Annotated in this window: 18 protein-coding genes, 1 tRNA gene and 3 pseudogenes; 5 read left to right on the plus strand and 17 right to left on the minus strand. The window is 55.0% G+C overall.

Annotation, left to right across the window (positions count from 1 at the left end):
* Positions 1-136: pseudogene (locus L9Z73_RS31450) on the minus strand (hypothetical protein); the annotation flags it as partial.
* Positions 82-213 (minus strand): annotated as a pseudogene (locus L9Z73_RS12040) (proline racemase family protein); the annotation flags it as partial. The pseudogenes L9Z73_RS31450 and L9Z73_RS12040, both read right to left, overlap by 55 nt.
* Before the next feature lie 220 nt (positions 214-433).
* On the opposite strand from L9Z73_RS12040, the gene L9Z73_RS12045 reads away from it, so the two are divergent.
* The 3 genes from L9Z73_RS12045 to L9Z73_RS12055 all read left to right on the plus strand — a co-directional run bounded on the left by L9Z73_RS12045 (position 434) and on the right by L9Z73_RS12055 (position 3926).
* On the plus strand, positions 434-1201 hold the full coding sequence (locus L9Z73_RS12045; RefSeq protein WP_247400666.1) for an AraC family transcriptional regulator: 768 nt from the start codon (positions 434-436) through the stop codon (positions 1199-1201).
* Positions 1202-1287: 86 nt separating this feature from the next.
* On the plus strand, positions 1288-3354 hold the full coding sequence (gene treS / locus L9Z73_RS12050) for a maltose alpha-D-glucosyltransferase (RefSeq protein WP_247400636.1): 2067 nt from the start codon (positions 1288-1290) through the stop codon (positions 3352-3354).
* A 113-nt stretch (positions 3355-3467) separates the two neighbouring features.
* The gene (locus tag L9Z73_RS12055) at positions 3468-3926 is read left to right on the plus strand and encodes a hypothetical protein (RefSeq protein ID WP_247400638.1); all 459 of its coding nucleotides are present in this window, start codon (positions 3468-3470) and stop codon (positions 3924-3926) included.
* Between the two features lie 50 nt (positions 3927-3976).
* Here the strand turns inward: L9Z73_RS12055 and L9Z73_RS12060 are convergent, their stop codons facing one another.
* From L9Z73_RS12060 to L9Z73_RS12085, 6 genes are all read right to left on the minus strand, one after another.
* Entirely contained in the window at positions 3977-4231 is a 255-nt protein-coding gene (locus L9Z73_RS12060) for a helix-hairpin-helix domain-containing protein (RefSeq protein WP_247400676.1), read from the minus strand.
* Positions 4232-4736: 505 nt separating this feature from the next.
* Complete coding sequence (locus tag L9Z73_RS12065; protein ID WP_247400640.1) at positions 4737-4934, minus strand: hypothetical protein; 198 nt, start codon at positions 4932-4934, stop codon at positions 4737-4739.
* Positions 4935-5405: 471 nt separating this feature from the next.
* The gene (locus tag L9Z73_RS12070; protein WP_425262631.1) at positions 5406-5657 is read right to left on the minus strand and encodes a DUF2790 domain-containing protein; all 252 of its coding nucleotides are present in this window, start codon (positions 5655-5657) and stop codon (positions 5406-5408) included.
* Positions 5658-6131: 474 nt separating this feature from the next.
* Entirely contained in the window at positions 6132-6638 is a 507-nt protein-coding gene (locus tag L9Z73_RS12075) for a GAF domain-containing protein (protein WP_247400642.1), read from the minus strand.
* 761 nt (positions 6639-7399) lie between these two features.
* Positions 7400-7633, minus strand: a complete 234-nt coding sequence (locus L9Z73_RS12080; protein WP_247400644.1) for a hypothetical protein — start codon at positions 7631-7633, stop codon at positions 7400-7402.
* 893 nt (positions 7634-8526) lie between these two features.
* Positions 8527-9459, minus strand: a complete 933-nt coding sequence (locus L9Z73_RS12085; RefSeq protein WP_247400654.1) for a cation diffusion facilitator family transporter — start codon at positions 9457-9459, stop codon at positions 8527-8529.
* Positions 9460-10263: 804 nt separating this feature from the next.
* Between L9Z73_RS12085 and L9Z73_RS12090 the strand changes: the two genes are divergently transcribed.
* Positions 10264-10455 (plus strand): hypothetical protein, encoded by a 192-nt coding sequence (locus L9Z73_RS12090; RefSeq protein WP_247400656.1) that lies wholly within the window; start codon positions 10264-10266, stop codon positions 10453-10455.
* A gap of 168 nt (positions 10456-10623) precedes the next feature.
* Here the strand turns inward: L9Z73_RS12090 and L9Z73_RS12095 are convergent.
* The 5 genes and pseudogenes from L9Z73_RS12095 to L9Z73_RS12110 form a co-directional block, all read right to left on the minus strand.
* Positions 10624-11711 (minus strand): IS3 family transposase gene (locus L9Z73_RS12095; RefSeq protein ID WP_247400657.1). Its coding sequence is split into 2 segments (ribosomal slippage): positions 10624-11459 and positions 11459-11711, totalling 1089 coding nucleotides; the frame shifts between segments, so codons are not numbered across the junction.
* A gap of 246 nt (positions 11712-11957) precedes the next feature.
* Entirely contained in the window at positions 11958-12056 is a 99-nt protein-coding gene (locus L9Z73_RS31455) for a superinfection immunity protein (protein ID WP_430624282.1), read from the minus strand.
* A gap of 47 nt (positions 12057-12103) precedes the next feature.
* Positions 12104-12373, minus strand: a pseudogene (locus L9Z73_RS12100) (integrase arm-type DNA-binding domain-containing protein); the annotation flags it as partial.
* 162 nt (positions 12374-12535) lie between these two features.
* Positions 12536-12622, minus strand: a tRNA-Leu gene (locus L9Z73_RS12105).
* Positions 12623-12949: 327 nt separating this feature from the next.
* Positions 12950-13231: a hypothetical protein gene (locus L9Z73_RS12110; RefSeq protein WP_247400659.1), complete on the minus strand. Its 282-nt coding sequence runs from the start codon at positions 13229-13231 to the stop codon at positions 12950-12952.
* Between the two features lie 197 nt (positions 13232-13428).
* Between L9Z73_RS12110 and L9Z73_RS12115 the strand changes: the two genes are divergently transcribed.
* Positions 13429-13887 carry a GFA family protein gene (locus L9Z73_RS12115; RefSeq protein WP_247400661.1) on the plus strand — a complete coding sequence of 153 codons (459 nt, stop codon included), beginning with the start codon at positions 13429-13431 and terminating at the stop codon, positions 13885-13887.
* 2 nt (positions 13888-13889) lie between these two features.
* On the opposite strand, the gene L9Z73_RS12120 is transcribed toward L9Z73_RS12115, so the two are convergent.
* From L9Z73_RS12120 to L9Z73_RS12135, 4 genes are all read right to left on the minus strand, one after another.
* Complete coding sequence (locus tag L9Z73_RS12120) at positions 13890-14417, minus strand: DinB family protein (protein ID WP_247400662.1); 528 nt, start codon at positions 14415-14417, stop codon at positions 13890-13892.
* Positions 14418-14581: 164 nt separating this feature from the next.
* Entirely contained in the window at positions 14582-15808 is a 1227-nt protein-coding gene (locus L9Z73_RS12125) for an MFS transporter (protein ID WP_247400663.1), read from the minus strand.
* Positions 15809-15856: 48 nt separating this feature from the next.
* Positions 15857-15964, minus strand: coding sequence for a hypothetical protein (locus tag L9Z73_RS12130; protein ID WP_247400681.1), 108 nt, complete (start codon positions 15962-15964; stop codon positions 15857-15859).
* An 80-nt stretch (positions 15965-16044) separates the two neighbouring features.
* Positions 16045-16398 (minus strand): LysE family transporter (locus L9Z73_RS12135; RefSeq protein WP_247400664.1); only part of this gene is annotated, 354 nt, incomplete at its 5' end.

The following is a 16398-nucleotide window of genomic DNA, read 5'->3' on the forward strand; positions in this document are numbered from 1 at the left end:
CTTCGACCAGTTTGCCATCGCCCGAGCGGCCGGAGACTTTCAGGCCGGCTGCTTTGATCTGCGGCAGCAGGTTGTTGTTCACTGGTCGTGGTGGGTGCGCAGGCTGTCGAGTTGCGCGGCGATGCTGGTGCCGCTCAGCGCGGGGAATCCATCCATCACCAGGCGCGTGGGTTCGCCGCCGGTGTGAGAGTCGATGACGTGCAGTCGTTTCATGACGCGCTCCATTCAGGGCTGAGCCGGGCGCAGCGGGCGCCTTCCTGTGAGTGACGGGATAGGCAGGCAGTGGCGCTATCGTGAACGCATCGGCGTTGCTGGCGATTGATGTTTTGCGCTGTGTCGGATGACGAATTCAGCACAGTTTTCCGCGCTCGACAGCGTCCTGTGCATGCGGCAATCTGCTGGGCGTCGAGGCGCAAAGTGGAGGGCCGAAGTGATGTTGCAGAGCGCGTTTGCAGCCCTGTGCCAAGGGAGTGGGGCGAATCGCCCGCAGAGCATCGAGCAGTTGTTGGCCGGCGTCATGCAACTGTTGCCGATGCTGGATGTGATCCCCAATGCGGCGATCTTCATCAAGGATATCGACGCCCGTTATGTGCTCGCCAACCGCACCTTGGTGCAACGTTGCGGGCTCAAGCAACTAGAACCGCTGCTGGGCAAAACCAGCGCCGAGGTGTTCCCCGCGCAACTGGGGCCGGGTTATACCGAACAGGATCGGCGGGTGCTGCAGCAGGGGTTTGTCCTGGCGGATCAGCTCGAATTGCATCTGTATGGCAGCCGCGAACCGGGCTGGTGCCTGACCCACAAGTGGCCGCTGTACAACCATGTCGACCAGATCATCGGCCTGGCCGGGATCTCGGTCGACCTGCAATCAGCCAGCCAAACCCACCCGGCCTACCAACGCCTGGCCGCTGTGGACGAGCACATTCGCACGCACTTCAATCGGCGCGTGACCGTGGGTGAACTGACACGGATCGCCGGGATTTCCGTGGCGCAACTGGAGCGTTACTGCAAGCGCGTGTTCCACCTGACGCCGCGACAGATGATCCAGAAAGCGCGCCTGGAACAGGCTCACCGCTTGCTGCACGGCGACCTGCCGATCACCGACGTGGCGCTGCAGTGCGGTTATACCGACCACAGTGCGTTTACCCGCCAGTTCAAGGCGTCGACGGGGTTTACACCCAGGCAGTACCGCCAGTTGGGCTAGTCGCTGGCATTGCGATGCAACGAATAGCCCCGGTCGCCGCTCCTATGCTTACGAGTAACCTTTTCACGACGACAGGTAATGGGCTTATGACGGCGGCGGACAACGATCATGTGAACTGGCTGGTGCAACAGTCGATGCTGCACGCGGCGCGTCAACGGGCCAAGCTCTACTCGGGGCAAGGCCGCATGTGGCAACAGCCGTATGCGCACACCCGGCCGCGTGATGCGTCAGCCTTGTCGTCGGTGTGGTTTACCGCGTACCCGGCGTCGATTGTCACGCGTGAAAATGGCACGGTGCTGGAGGCGCTGGGCGATGAAAGCCTGTGGCATGCCTTGTCGAAGATCGGTATCCAGGGCATTCACAACGGCCCGCTGAAAAAGTCCGGCGGCCTGGCCGGGACGGAACACACGCCGACCATCGATGGCAATTTCGACCGCATCAGCTTCGACATCGACCCGCAGTTGGGCACCGAGGCGCAGTTGCAGGCGTTGACGCGCATGGCGGCTGCCCACAACGCGGTGATCATCGACGATGTGATCCCGTCGCACACAGGCAAGGGCGCGGATTTCCGCCTGGCCGAGATGGCTTACGAGGACTACCCGGGGCTCTACCATATGGTGGAAATCCGCGAGGAAGACTGGCCGTTGCTGCCGGAGGTCGCAGACGGGCGCGATGCGCAGAACCTCAGCCCGCTGCAAGTGGATGCGCTGCGCGATAAACACTACATCGTCGGTCAGTTGCAGCGGGTGATTTTCTTCGAGCCTGGCGTGAAGGAAACCGACTGGAGCACCACGCCCGTGGTCTTGGGCGTCGATGGCAAGCCGCGGCGCTGGGTCTACCTGCATTACTTCAAGGAGGGCCAACCGTCGCTCAACTGGCTCGATCCATCCTTTGCCGCGCAGCAGATGATCATTGGCGATGCGCTGCACGCGATCGATGTCATGGGCGCGAAGATCCTGCGCCTGGACGCCAACGGTTTTCTCGGTGTCGAGCGCAAGCTCGACGGCACGGCCTGGTCGGAAAGCCATCCGCTGTCGATCACCGGTAATCAATTGCTCGGCGGCGCGATTCGCAAGGCCGGCGGTTTCAGCTTCCAGGAACTGAACCTGACCGTGGACGATATCGCCTCGATGTCCCACGGCGGTGCTGATCTCTCCTACGACTTCATCACCCGGCCGGCGTACCAGCATGCGTTGCTGATGGGCGATACCGAGTTCCTGCGCTTGATGCTGCGCCAGATGCACAGCCTCGGCATCGACCCCGGCTCGCTGATCCACGCCTTGCAAAACCATGATGAACTGACCCTGGAACTCGTGCATTTCTGGACCTTGCATGCGCATGACAGCTTCCTCTACCAGGGGCAGACCTTTCCCGGCAACATCCTGCGCGAGCATATCCGTGAGCAGATGTACGAGCGCCTGGCCGGCGAACATGCACCGTATAACCTCAAGTTCGTCACCAATGGTGTGTCCTGCACCACCGCCAGCATCATCACGGCAGCCCTCGGCATTCGTGACCTGGAGGCGATCACGCCGGCTGATATCGAGCAGATTCGCCAGATCCATTTGCTCTTGGTGATGTACAACGCCATGCAGCCCGGCGTGTTCGCCTTGTCCGGCTGGGACCTGGTCGGTGCATTGCCGTTGGCGGCGGATGAGGTCGCGCACCTGATGGCCGATGGCGATACCCGCTGGATTCACCGGGGTGCCTACGACCTGGTGGACCTGAACCCGCAGGCCGAACTATCCGCCGGGCAGATGCCACGTTCGAAAAGCCTGTACGGCAGCCTCAACAGCCAATTGCAGGACCCCGACTCGTTTGCCTCCCAATTGCAGAAAATCCTCGCCGTGCGCCGTGCCTATGACATCGCCGCCAGTCGCCAAATCCTGGTGCCGGACGTCGAACATCCTGGCTTGCTGATCATGGTCCACGAACTGCCGGCCGGCAAAGGCACGCAAATCACCGCGCTGAACTTCGCTAGCACGCCGCTCACCGAAACCCTGCACCTGCCCAATATCGCGCCGGGACCGGTGGTGGACATCATCAATGAACGGGTCGAGGGCGACCTGACAGCCGAAGGGGAATTCACCATTACGCTGGACGCGTATGAAGGGCTGGCGTTGCGGGTAGTCAGCAGTTCGCCGATGCTTTAGCGCAGATCAAGTGATGACCGCCACCGACACGTCAAACTGGTTCGGTGCAGGTTGCCACGCGGGTTGAGGGCAACCCGGCACGACGCTAATCCAGCCATAAGAGGAACCTGACCATGTTGTTTGATGCATATGCTGAAGAGTCGCTGAACGGTATCGGTCATGTCGTCCAGGATATCGAGGAGGTTGCGCAGTACACCGAAGGGTTGCGAGCACGTCTTTCTGAACTCTTCGCGTCTACGCACAGCCGTTTTGGCGTGAGCTTTTCCGTTCCGCCAGAGGGTTACTTCCAGGTTGAAGGCCACTTCGGTTTGGTCAGAGCGAATCTGCTCTATGCCAATGAGGGCAGCGGCACCTTTGGTCGTGTGGTGCTTCGCAAGCACACGCTGGACGAGCAGGGAAGAGACGCCTGGCCGGAAATCTGGGCGTTTCGGATTCTGAAGGATGGCGATGTCTGGGAGAGTGACAGCGGCCCGGCGCTCTACAACGAGAGGAATACGCCAAACGAGCAGACGTGCGTCGCCGTTCGGCGTCTCGTCGAATCAATCGTGCTGTCTGCAATGAAACCACGCTAGATCCGCCAGGCAGTCAACAAGCAGCCCCTGCGGGAGGCGATTGAACGCGCTTACCCGTGAGGGTTGCGTGCGCGCTCGTTTCTCGCAAGCGCCACGGCCGCAGTGATTGCGGCGCGGACTTGAGGGCTGTTCTTCCAGCATGTCGAGCCTAATGCCGCAGAGGCCTGGGCCAGGATGTCTGCCACGTGTGATTGGCTGAGAGCGTCCAGCGATTCGATGCCCATCTGTTCAAGCCGGGTAATCACTGTGGGGCCTACGTCCTTGAGTGCGAGCAACGCAGTTCGTTCTTCCAATGAGAATGGTATTGGTAAATTCCTTTTTCCAAGAGCCCCGGAGTGTGCCGGATGCCGGGGAGTGTTTCAATAAACCGAAGTTGATTCGGTACATCGCACTACCTGGCTGTCGACACGTGGGTTTGCTGTTTTTTGAATGCTAAAGGGCCATATAAAGAGCGCTACATTTTTGACATATAAATGCAACGCCATTAAAAAATAAAATAGCTGACTTTTGAGTCAGTCTACAAAAACGGGGCCATATTAAAAGTAGGGAAAATAGTCTCCCTCTTAAAATAGGTGATCCCATTGGAATATACATATCCAAACGAGTTGCACGGAAAAGCCAGCGTGAAAGCGGTGCTCGTGACTGATAACAAAGTCATTAGTACATCCGAGTATATTGAGATCTTCTTAATAACCAGGGGCTATGACACGACGCCTGAAAATAGGCTCAGGGTCGCGGAAAGCCTGGCTCGCGTTCCTGCGCGCGAGCGCCATTCCTCCTCTGAGCTGGACCACTGGCTTGATTGTCACTTCAAAAGCTGACTGCCGCTTTCGCAGGGTATTTAACGTAAGCGTGATAATCAAAGGGTAATGCCAGGTGATTATGCAGACTGATTACGAGATACATTACATTAAGCGTGGCCACAAAAACGTCAGAAGAGTCAGGGCCAAACACATGATGGAGGTTGATGCGTGGAAAGTTGCCATTATTGCGGAGGGCGTCAGCCATGAAGAGACTCTCCCCTTAGTTTGTTTGGCACAGGTTAAAGCCCTGGCGGCTAGGTACGATGTAAGCTCAGTCCGGTGGAACAAAGCGATACATGTAAAGAACCTGGAAACGGTCATGTCGAATAGAGGCATAACGCGGGAGGATACGGGCGAGCGTACCTTGGATCCGTTGGCTCAACCCCAGGACAACGTCACACCCGATCAATCAGACTGACAGCAAGCAACCGAGTGCTGCTCGACTCGAAAAGGCCTGGACGTGTTCCAGGCCTTTTGATCGAGCAGAGCCGTTTCATTATTTGCCATTCATTTGGAGTGGTTTGGTTTTGTTGGGCCGCAAAAAACCCCGCACTGGGCGGGGTCAGCCTGCATCACCCATGCAGGGGGGCGGAAATGATGCTGGGAACTTCCCCCAGCTTGCCCCAGTGGGGCGTGTTAACAAACCTGCCATCAGGCAGACTTTGTTGGGACTCCGTTAGCCGTTGGAGCAACCGTTACCCATCACACTGTATTGCATGACGTGTTCATGGCCTTGGTGGTCCAGGTAAGTCATCTGGACAGGGACTACGGCACAGACATTGTCAGGGACGGAGTCGATGTGAATCACTTTGGCGATGTCGAGGTGCGAGCTGTAGCTGTACTGCTCAACGGCCGCTTGATCGGCAAACGCCATCTGGCTGCCCAGCATTACAAAAGAAGCAGCAATCAACATTTTAAACAGTTTCATTTTTTCAGTGTCCCAACGATGCAAACGATTTACGTCTTCAGTCGGATTAGATATGGCCGAAGGCTTTACGAGGCGCGGGAGGGTGGTTTGCTTGGACCCTGAGGATTGGCGCGTCGTGGCTTTGTTTGGAAGCTGGGTCTAGTTTATGCCGATGGCGATTTTGATAAATCCCAAAGACTGGAAATGATTGTTGTTGAAAAAGTAATAATGCAGCGTTGCGCCAGGGAGACATCCCTGCCAAAGACGTCCGGGCTTTGCTCCTGCCGGCAGGTGACGCGAACGTGCGGTTGTTTAGTGCCGGGAGAAAAGCATGGGGTTGGTCGGCAGGACGCCGTGGCTGGGGAGGTCAGAAATGGCGGTGCAGAAAAAATAAGGGCGTGCATCAGGTTTCCCTGGCAAGCGCTTGATATCTATTGTGCCAAAGCCGGAATCGAACGGGCATCAGAAATTGTAGCGACAGCGCGTACTGAGTGCTTAGTTTCCATCGGGACTTAGATGGGTGGAGAAAATGCAGCCAATTAACCAGGCAAACAAGGTCAACGTTTCTTCGAGGCCCGGTTCGTCAAACAACATGGGTCGTGAGTCCAGTGCACATAACGCTCCGTAGAGTCGCCCGTCAGGAAGGAATATAGCGACGCCGGCGTAGCTTTCTATCGCATATTTCTTCACAACTGCACGTGCAGAGTACCTAACATCTTGACTGATTTGAGGAACAAATAATGCTCTAGGATTCCGGCGAAGCTCGCTGCACAGTGTGGCTTCTAATTCCCAAACATCCCCCGGGCTTATACCTAGCTGGTTTGGATCGTAAGCTGCACTCACGATCCACTCTGTCTCTGTGAATTTTGCGATACCCGCAAAACGCATTTGAGTCAGTCGTGCGACGAGCTTCAAAATACAAGTTGTTGCCTCAATCTCAGCAATTACCGCTCGCTCTTCTGCACTAAGCTTCGCACATAAGACGATTTCATTCAGCGTCATCTGTTAAATCCCTGAAGGGGCCATGCCTCGTGCAGTCGAAAACACTACGCTGTTCAGGTACAGGATGAGGCAGAACTTAAATTTGAGCACGTAATATTGCTAGGATTTTGATGCGCGTGCGCCGCGATATTATTTCTAGCGCTCATGGTCATTCGTATGAGTGCTTGCCGGGCGCTTTGAATGGCAAAGATGCATCCATAAGGATACTTAATTAAAGTAATTTTGGTGGGTTTGGACGAGTGGCCATTAATCTTACATACAAAACTGATTTTTTATGTATAAGGGTGGCGCTTTAACTAGTTTTGCTCATGCTCGACAGGGGTAAGCTCTTTCGCCGGTGTCATGCTGTTTTTCTCGGGATCTATACGTGATAGTGCGAATGATATCTGATCCTTTGTTCCAGGCGTTGCCCACCGCAGCGTGGAGCTTGAAACACTCGACGATCTTAGCTGGTTCGCCCTGGCGCAATAGCATCTGAGGAAATAGGGATTGCCCAAATTTTTTTGCTTTGCGTGATAGAAGAAATAGTCAAAAAAAGGATTTTGATCATGGGACTTAGATGGACTGCGGTTACGGCACTACTGGTTGTTTGCTGGGTGCTGTTTTTGGCGCTTCTTATATGCAAGTCCTTCATGAGAATCTGAGATTTCAGCATAGTTCTATTTGATCGATTATTGTGGGCAGATATCATCTCGCACTTTTTAATGCGTCTCTCAAGCCGATTGCTTGATAACGGTAGCTGCCGACCTCCCTGGTACAGTCTATGGAGAGGGCTGCCGTTTTGATAGCAAACTCACTCCCGCAAGACTCGCTTTGCAGGCATGGCCAGGTAACGGCTTGCCGAGCCAACTTACGCAGAATTCATCCACTTCCACCCATGTATCCGCAGGCGATTGTTGGCATCGAATGAGCGCCGAGCAGGCGCCGTTTTGATCAACTTTGACGAAGCTGCGGAATTTAGAGGGCGTGACGAAAAATAGCTTCAGCCACAGCATGATGATCTCCTTATTGGTAGCTATCTAGGTATAGCTTTATTTCAGGCTGAGGTCATTGGATTCTGGGGTTTTTGCTGCACATTTCGCTTTGATGTTCCTAGTATATCGGGCGCTGTTAGGCGCGCCTTATGTTGGCCAGGTCACGTCGAATGTTGGTCTCAAAACTGTATTGCAGTTCCATAAAAATGACAGGTTTTTATGGACAAACGACCGGATCGCAAGCTCGGTGCACTCATGGCGAGTCACTGTGACTGTCATTGCGGCGATCTGCTCGGATATGAGCAACTTGGCAATCCTCTAATTTATGACATCGCATCGAGGGGCCCGTGATTAGTCCAGCCATTAGGTCCATTTGAGGGTCTAGAAAGCGTAGCAGTGGCCAACTAAACGGCCCGCGCACGGGCCTAATGGAAATCCCTCAAAGACGCAGAGGGGGTTGGTTCCCCCTTCTATGTCTGCTGAGCGTTACGCCGTCGTGTTGACTCGCGTGCCTATTGATCCCGAGGTCGCTTTGGTCTGTTCGACTTCGCCCGGAGTGCTACCGTCATGATCGCCGTCGCTGTCTGCCTGCACGGCTGGCCGAACTTGGGGTTTGATTGCTGCAGGTTGCGGTTGCGTGATGTGTGTTGAACCAGTAATTGCCGATGTCATGTGAATCCCCTTAAGCGTTGGTAGTTTGAGTTAATACTATCGGCATATTGTTTAAAAGTTTAGACGCTTTAGTTAAACGTCTCATGAATAAAAATAATTGAGAGCGTTTCCTAGTCTTAAGTTTGGTTTCGCACGCTAGCGCTCAAGCTGTACGTGAAAAATGTGTGATAATTTTGTGATGGTTTGCGAGTTGCATTTGCACTATCTATCTTGGCGTGTCGTGCTACAGGCGCCGCGCCGGGTTAATGATCAAGGTCAGGGCGGCGCCAGGGATCTACGTGCGTCATAAGATTCAAAACGCGATGTATCCGCATCACCTCTTCCCTTGCTGAAACTGCAATAGCATGACCTTGCGCAACGGTAATTGAGGCATCCACTTCGATATGAGCATCGACGATGATCATGTCACCCATTTTTCGAGTTCGTAGATCATGCACACCTTTAATTCCAGGTATGTTTTGGAGCGTGTTGCGAATAGTTTCTACTTCCTGCTCATCGGCAGAACGGTCCATCAGGTCGTGTAATGAATCCCAAGTGAAGCTCCAACCCATCTTGGCGATCATGCCTCCGACAACAAGCGCAGCAATGGGGTCAAGAATCGGGTAGCCCGCCAGATTACCAACGATGCCTATGCCGACAACCAAGGAGGACGCGGCGTCGGATCTTGCGTGCCAGGCATTGGCAACCAACAAACTAGACTTAACTTTTTTGGCGACCCTCAGCATAAAGCGAAATAACAGCTCCTTGGCTACCAGCGCTGCAATGGCAACCCACAAGGCGGCAACGTGTACCGTTGGAATCGACTCAGGGGTTTGAAGTTTGAACACCGCAGATCCGATCATGCCGACGCCCACGATCAACAATAGTATTCCCAATACCATGGATGCGGCGGTCTCGAAACGCAGATGCCCATAAGGATGACCTTCGTCAGCATCTTCTTTGCTTTTGTGGCTGGCGAATAGCACTACGAAATCAGCGATCAAGTCTGATAGCGAGTGAATACCATCGGCTACAAGCCCCTGGGATTTTGACATCACGCCTACTGCAATTTGTATGAGTGAGAGCGCGATATTGACGATGACGCTCATCCATGTGCATCGGGAGGCTGCCGATGCGCGGGCGGCTTGACTATATCCCTCGTCTTCAGAGTCTTCAGCTATTTGTTCATGATTCATATTTGTTTCTCTAATTGAAATTGATACTCGTCTCGCGCTGCGAGCAAGGACAGTACTCAGTAATAGCTGAGCTTTTTATCGGGCGTGAAGGGTAAGGGGTGTGTCTCAATTAAAGCAAGGAGTCATGCGTTCTAAAAAGTGCGTAAGTACTAATTTTAGGGTTGGCTAGAATGATGTAACTGCTAATGTTTCGCGTAACTAAGCTTTCGGCTTTGCTGCAAAGTTAGTGAGTCAAAACGGGATGCTTCTCAACTGGAATAGAGGAAAGGTCGGCGGGCGCGGAGGCATGGGATCTATATCAAAGACTCAAGCGGTTAGGCGCAAAAAAACATTCATTAAAATTAATGTTGCGGTACTTAAACATTAACGTGTGAATGCTGTATTTGTGGGCGAGTTATTAGCCTTGCGCTAGAAAAACCAAAGGCGAACTGGTTAACGTCGTTTTTTAGGGCGGGAGGGCATCTGGTCTGAGTTCGGCGTCAATGTTCCTCAGTGGAGTGAACAGGGAACCACCGGCGTTCTCCCCGATCACCTCAAGGGCGCCTGGGGCGTTCTGGCCGGCATCCGTATGGCCTGGCTTTCGACGAGCGGCGTCAACTCCATCAGCGCAGCCTCTGCAGATCACGATCGGTGGCATGCACCTGAGATGAAAATTCTCTAAACGAGTGACGTCGCGTCTCTGAATGATCTCTAATCTGAACGAGCGATGGCATAATGCCATGTGTGCGCTGGTCGAACGTGGCGTCGTTGAACGTTTCTTGAAACCTCTGGTTCCATTCCTCGGACATGATCAGGTGATCTGTAATGCGTCGTTCAGCGGTAAAAGCCTGGAGGGACCTTCTGTACCAGGTTGTAAACGAACAGGACGTTGAGGACAAATATTTCAAGTTACTTGGTGAGGCCGACCGCATGAAGAAAGCCGGTCTCATCAATGAGGATGAATGGAGGAAGCTTGTTCGTAAGGCGGGCGAATTTCTTGCAAACAACGTGGAATAAGAAATACGGCTTCTGGCAGAAACCAGAAGCCGGGAGCTGGGCCGGGTTATCTGTTGACTCGGGCGAGGGAGTATTTGGGGGAGAGCATTGCCTGGTCTCCGCTAATGCTAAAGAGTATCGAAAGCTTAGGGTAATCCCCCCATTCCTAAAACTCACCAGAAGTAGACCTCAGGCCACCAGGGCCAACTTCTGTTTTGGGGTAATGCCGCCGAGGGCCATATTCGGGCGCTCGTGATTGTATGTCCAGATCCAGTTCGTACCATAGTCCTGAACTTCGGCTATCGACTCAAACAAGTAATGTCCCAGCCAGTCATAGCGCACAGTCCGGTTATAACGTTCAACGTAGGCATTCTGCTGTGGATTACCCGGTTGAATAAAGTCCAAGCGGATGCCTCGTTTCTTCGCCCACTCAGCGAGCTTGGCACTGATGAATTCTGGGCCGTTATCGCTGCGGATCGCCTGCGGTTTACCACGCCATTCAATGACCTGATCCAGCGCACGCACCACGCGCTCAGCCGGTAGCGATAAATCAATCTCCATGCCCAGGGCTTCGCGGTTGAAGTCGTCAATCAGATTAAAAACCCGAAAGCCGCGTCCATCAGCTAACTGATCGTGCATGAAATCCATCGACCAACACTGGTTGGCTGCCTGCGGAACGGCCAGCGGTTCAGGCTTCTCGCGCACGATGCGCTTACGCGGTTTGATCCGCAGATTCAGTTCCAGCTCGCGGTAGATCCGATACACCCGTTTATGGTTCCAGCCATAGCCCTTCACGTTGCGCAGGTACAGAAAACACAAGCCAAACCCCCAATTGCGCTGGTTATGCGTGAGTCGGATCAGGTGATCGGCGATCTCGGCGTTTTCAGGCGATAGGCGCGATTGATAGCGATAGCACGTGATGCTGACCCCGAAGGCCAGGCACGCGAGCTTGATACTGCATCGACCTGAACGAACCGCTTCCTGCGCCATCTCTCGTCGCCGCGATGGCTTCACCACTTTTTTGCCATGGCCTCCTGGATGATTTCGGCTTTGAGCCGCTCTTCGGCGTACATTTTTTTTAGACGCCGGTTCTCATCCTCCAACTCGCGTAACCGAGCCATCAGCGATGCGTCCATGCCGCCGAACTTGGTGCGCCACTTATAGAAGGTGGCCGAGCTGATACCGTGCTCGCGACATAGCTCTGGCACCGGGCTTCCAGCCTCGGCTTGCTTGAGAATGGCCATGATTTGGCTGTCTGAAAAACGTGATCTCTTCACGCAAAATTTCCTTGATCCGATTAGGAGAAAATTCTACTTCTGGTGAGTATTTTTTTCAGGGGGGATTACCTTAGCAGCAGGCAAAAAAAAGCCCGCTTGTGGGCGGGCCTAAAGGGAATTCTTCAAAGGAGTAGCGCGACTTTGCACTCTGTCCTGTAAATGCCAGGTGAAAAGGATGTCGCAAAAGCAGAAAGCCAGCTCAATGGTTGCACGACGAAGGGCAGATACAAGAAGCCCGGTGCAAACTCATTTGTCTGTAACCGGAAACACTAAAGCCCTGTAAAGCGCTACCAACCAACCGATGCCAGTCCAGCCAGTAAGCAGGTTCAGCTTGAATATCGATATGCGGCGCTTCGGTGTTGCCGCTGACCGAAAACTGACCCCCTTGCGCTTGTTTTGTAAGGGTCAATGCCTTGCACCAGCACTCTCTTGACCTCTAACCATTTGGTCCGAGCATCCGTCAGGCTGATCACAGGATAATTGCCGAAAGAGGTTAGGCCCTGCTTGCCATCAGGTTTTACATATCGCATGCGCCAACCTTTCCGGCCGTTGGCCTGCACTAAGAGATAGAGACCATCACCATCGAACAGTTTACAGGCGCGGTCTCGCGGCTTGGCTGTGCGACAAGCCGCATCAGAAAGTGGAGTTGTAGTGCGCGAGATAAGGGTACTACCAATTATCGAACTGACCTGTACCCCAAAGCTTTCCCTTAAAAATGTGGGAATCACTTGGAAACCGACGGAATGCTATAAACGAAAAAACTCGCCAGAAGGCGAGTTTTAAAGGGCTCCACGGACATTGCTGGCCGTCAGTGGAACAAGAGATGGTGCCCGAAGCCGGAATCGAACCGGCACGCCCTTACGAGCGGGGGATTTTAAGTCCCATGCGTCTACCAGTTTCGCCATTCGGGCGGTAGCGCGGTCCAGCAGGGTTGGGAATATATAGATCCGGGCGCTTCGGCGCAAGGTCGAAGGTCGCCTTTGTTGTACAAAGAGGGGGATGAAAAAGCTCGATAGATCAGTGATCTACATAGGTACCCAGGGAGAAACCGAAGATTCCGAGGGCTGGGGAACAGGCCTCAAAATTGACAGGTACGCCGATACGCCGTCTCTGCACTTCAGAGTGGATGCTTAGTAGTAAGCAGGTCGGTGGCCAATGATGATTGAGTGAGTGCAGGGCACTCGTACTTGGTCCAGCAGAATCAAGCCCCGGCGCGACCGGGGCTTCTGCATCTTGGCCTATACGAAGGGCTGGCCACTGAAGCCGCGCGGCAGACGCTGCAACCCAGGCAGGTCGGTCAGGCGTTGTGCCCAAGCGCTGCGCCAGTCGCCGGAGGTGTGGGTCTTGGCTTTGCGCGAAGCGCGGCGGGCAGCGTTGCGTTGGGTGCGTCGCGCTTCCTTGTAGGCTTCAGTGTTGCGGCAGGTACGGCATTTGACGCGTTTCAGCTCAGTGCTGGAGGGGAGGTTGTCGCCGTGATGGCCGCAAGCTAAGTGCCCGGCGACCTTGAAGTGAATGACCATGTAAGCGTCTCCTTCTTGGGGGTGCGCGCATCGGTAGACCCACAATGCACGCGGGGAGGGCGGGCTGCGATTAATCCCGACACCTTCAATTACGACCCCACGCCGGTCGCAGCGTTCGGTTTGTGCCCCCGAGCGCTGTTCAACAGCAACGCTCGACGTTACCCTGCCTCAAGCCTAATCATAAAAAGGAGTGAGTGATGAGCGTCGAAAACCTGCCCCATGAAGGCAGTTGCCGTTGTAACCGAGTGCGCTTCAGCGTGAGCCAGGCCCCCGTGATCACCATGGCCTGCCATTGCACCGGTTGTCAGAAGATGACCGCCAGCGCGTTCTCCCTAAGTGCGCTGATTCCCGCCAGTGCGTTCACCGTGACCCAGGGTTGCCCCGTGGTCGGCGGTATGCATGGCGTGGACCGCCATTACTTTTGCCCGCATTGCATGAGCTGGCTGTTTACCCGCCCCCATGGCATAGATGAGTTCGTCAATGTGCGTGCGACGTTGTTGGATAACGCCAAGGATTACCTGCCTTTCATGGAAACCTGGACCTGCGAGAAATTGCCCTGGGCTACGACGCCGGCAGTCGAGCGCTTTGCACAATTGCCCGCACCGGAGGATTTTCCGCGTTTGTTGCAGGCCTACGCCGAGTTCAGCGCCCGCTGAGTTCAGTCGATCAGCGCGAGCAGGTCGGTATCGCCCACATCGTGTCCCGCCTGGGTCAGCAGCGTTGTCACCTGGCCCCGGTGATGGGTCTGATGATTGAAAAAATGCATCAGCAAGCTGAAAAACGGCTTGTCCGCCGCGATGCCGCGCATGTTGCGGTATTGCAGGCGCAGGTCGAGGTCGGGCTCGCGCAGGCTCTGCGCCCAGTCGATGATCAGTTGATCCAGCCAGGCGCGGTGGGAGGCCAGCTCGTGCAGGTTGGCGAAGGCCAGGTGCTTGAGATCGGTGGGGGCGGCAATCGCGCTTAACGGTGCCAGCGCCGAATGGCCGGCGGGGTGCTGGGCAAAGCGTTTGAGCCACACGGTGTCACCCAGTGTCAGGTGGTTCAGCGTGCCGAGGATCGAGTCGAAAAACGCACGGCGATCCATCCGCAATTCTGCTTCCGTCAGCTTGGCGGCCGCGTCATAGATCTTGCGGTTCATCCACTGGTTGTAGGTCGCCATCAGGGCAATCTGTTCGAGACGGTTCATGGGCGTTCTCTCTATCTATTGGCGGCGCAGTGGCGCCATCTTATCAGCCCGCACCTGGTTGAAATCCTTGTGAAGCACGGTACGTGCCGGGCGGCGGAAACGTACCCCATCACGTTCGTTACTGGCTTCAATCCAAATCCAAGGAAGTGGATTCAGTCCCATTTTCATTTTCCGGCTTCTTGTTCTGCCTCAAGAATCGAGGTTGGGAACGGGCCGCGCGCTTTTGCAAACCACCACACAGCAAATGCCCCAAGCAGGCTGGTCAGCACGGCCAAAATCAGAATGACTTGCTGGGTGCCCAAGGGTGCCGCCAGCAAAGCCACCAGTAAACCTGCCAGAGGCTGGGACATGTTGTTCAGCAACGTGATGACGCCAACGGTTTTGCCGAAGTCCTGAGGCGGTATCACCCGCTGCCGGATAGTGCGTATGTAGACGTTGAACATTTTGTCGAAGCCGACGATCAGCAGGAAACCCAACCCATAGCCGAGCAAGTTCGGACTCAGGGCGCTGATGAATGCCCCCGTTGCGATCATCGAATATCCGACACCGCCCAGGACTCGCAGAGGCAGCACCACCCGAGCGAGAAGGAACAGGATCACGATTGTTGTCACCGCACCCGCCGCCTGAAGCCCTGCATAGCTATCCTTGCCGGCGCTGTACTGGCCGATCACCATGGCCGCCGAAGTTGCCAAGGTGACACCAACGATCAGGTTGACTCCTACCGCCAGAATGATGATTTTTTTCAATTCCGCCAGGCTACGGATATGCCCAAAAGCGATCCGCAACGGCTGCAGCCAGATGTCTTGATGCTGCTCGAACACGTCCGGCGTCATACGGCCAAGACGTTGCCACGCCAACATGCTCAGGTCTGCCAGCAGGAACAATCCGGCGATCCAAAGCACCACCCAGTGCCAAGCCCAAACCTCAAGCATCAGTGCCGCCACCAGAGGCCCGAGGACCAGTCCCGCCTGGTCGGTGATCTGGGAGTAGGACAACGTCTTGGTGTAGCTGTAGTGCTGGAAGATATGCGGCATCAGCACTTCGCGAGCCATGATGCCTTGTGTGGTCAGCACTCCGCACAGTGCCGACAGCACCACTACCCAACCGATGCCACCAAAGACTCCGTAGAGCACCACCCCCAGCACACAGAGCAATGCCCGGTAGACCTGACTGATGTGCAGGATCTTAATAGGCGAGTACTTGTCGCACAGGGCGCCGCACAATAGGAACGCGAGAAATCGCGGCAGCGATTCGACGAAAAACGCTAGCCCTGCCCATGAAGCGCTGTTGGTGGTCTGGAACACCACCAGCGGCACAGTAAACAACAGGATCTGATCCGCCAGCCTCGATAGAAAGAGCGAGATAAAAAAAGCGAGATAATCCTTACGCATAGGGAGCTCCTTTGTGTAAGCGACGTGGCATAGCGGTCTGAAGAAACATCAGTAAGCCGATCCCGAACTGTCATTGAGATTATGTCGCTCATCACCCCGCAGTGGCGGATTGAAGACGCTGACCAGAATCAGGTCCTGTTCCTTGCCGGCGCGCAGAAAATGCCGAGCATGTTGGTCGAGCGCATAGACATCTCCAGGTGATTTCGGTAATCACACGTTACCGGGCATATATAACTTCATACACCTTGCGCCGCGAGAACCGCGAGATAGATCAAGACCACACCGCATGCCCCATAACTGATGCGCTGCCAGGTCGGCGAGGCGTTCTTGCGCAACAGATTCACCAGTGCGGCAGTCAGAAAACACGACAACACCGAAGCCAGCATGAAACCGGCGAAAAACATCAGCGTCTGCGCATGGCTGGGCGTGGCCCCGACGATGCCCGATAGAGCACTGCCCAGCGCACCCCAGTACACAATGTTTTTCGGGTTGGCCAGCGAAATGGCCGCGCCCACGGCCAGCGCATTCTGACCGGAGCCGGCCGGTGCGCTGTCGGCTTCGGGCAAGCGCCAGGTGTATGAAGTTATATA

It is taken from the genome of Pseudomonas emilianonis (assembly GCF_023072625.1).
GTDB lineage: Bacteria > Pseudomonadota > Gammaproteobacteria > Pseudomonadales > Pseudomonadaceae > Aquipseudomonas > Aquipseudomonas paraveronii.

What these genes read in the sequence shown, in the direction of transcription:
- L9Z73_RS12045 (WP_247400666.1), top strand. Translation starts at nt 434, where the DNA reads ATGTTGCAGAGCGCGTTTGCAGCCCTGTGCCAAGGGAGTGGGGCGAAT.
- L9Z73_RS12125 (WP_247400663.1), bottom strand. Translation starts at nt 15,808, where the DNA reads ATGCGTAAGGATTATCTCGCTTTTTTTATCTCGCTCTTTCTATCGAGG.
- treS (WP_247400636.1), top strand. Translation starts at nt 1,288, where the DNA reads ATGACGGCGGCGGACAACGATCATGTGAACTGGCTGGTGCAACAGTCG.
- L9Z73_RS12120 (WP_247400662.1), bottom strand. Translation starts at nt 14,417, where the DNA reads ATGAACCGTCTCGAACAGATTGCCCTGATGGCGACCTACAACCAGTGG.
- L9Z73_RS12075 (WP_247400642.1), bottom strand. Translation starts at nt 6,638, where the DNA reads ATGACGCTGAATGAAATCGTCTTATGTGCGAAGCTTAGTGCAGAAGAG.
- L9Z73_RS12090 (WP_247400656.1), top strand. Translation starts at nt 10,264, where the DNA reads ATGCGTCGTTCAGCGGTAAAAGCCTGGAGGGACCTTCTGTACCAGGTT.
- L9Z73_RS12115 (WP_247400661.1), top strand. Translation starts at nt 13,429, where the DNA reads ATGAGCGTCGAAAACCTGCCCCATGAAGGCAGTTGCCGTTGTAACCGA.
- L9Z73_RS12070 (WP_425262631.1), bottom strand. Translation starts at nt 5,657, where the DNA reads ATGAAACTGTTTAAAATGTTGATTGCTGCTTCTTTTGTAATGCTGGGC.
- L9Z73_RS12055 (WP_247400638.1), top strand. Translation starts at nt 3,468, where the DNA reads ATGTTGTTTGATGCATATGCTGAAGAGTCGCTGAACGGTATCGGTCAT.
- L9Z73_RS12065 (WP_247400640.1), bottom strand. Translation starts at nt 4,934, where the DNA reads ATGGCTGACGCCCTCCGCAATAATGGCAACTTTCCACGCATCAACCTC.
- L9Z73_RS12110 (WP_247400659.1), bottom strand. Translation starts at nt 13,231, where the DNA reads ATGGTCATTCACTTCAAGGTCGCCGGGCACTTAGCTTGCGGCCATCAC.
- L9Z73_RS12080 (WP_247400644.1), bottom strand. Translation starts at nt 7,633, where the DNA reads ATGCTGTGGCTGAAGCTATTTTTCGTCACGCCCTCTAAATTCCGCAGC.
- L9Z73_RS12085 (WP_247400654.1), bottom strand. Translation starts at nt 9,459, where the DNA reads ATGAATCATGAACAAATAGCTGAAGACTCTGAAGACGAGGGATATAGT.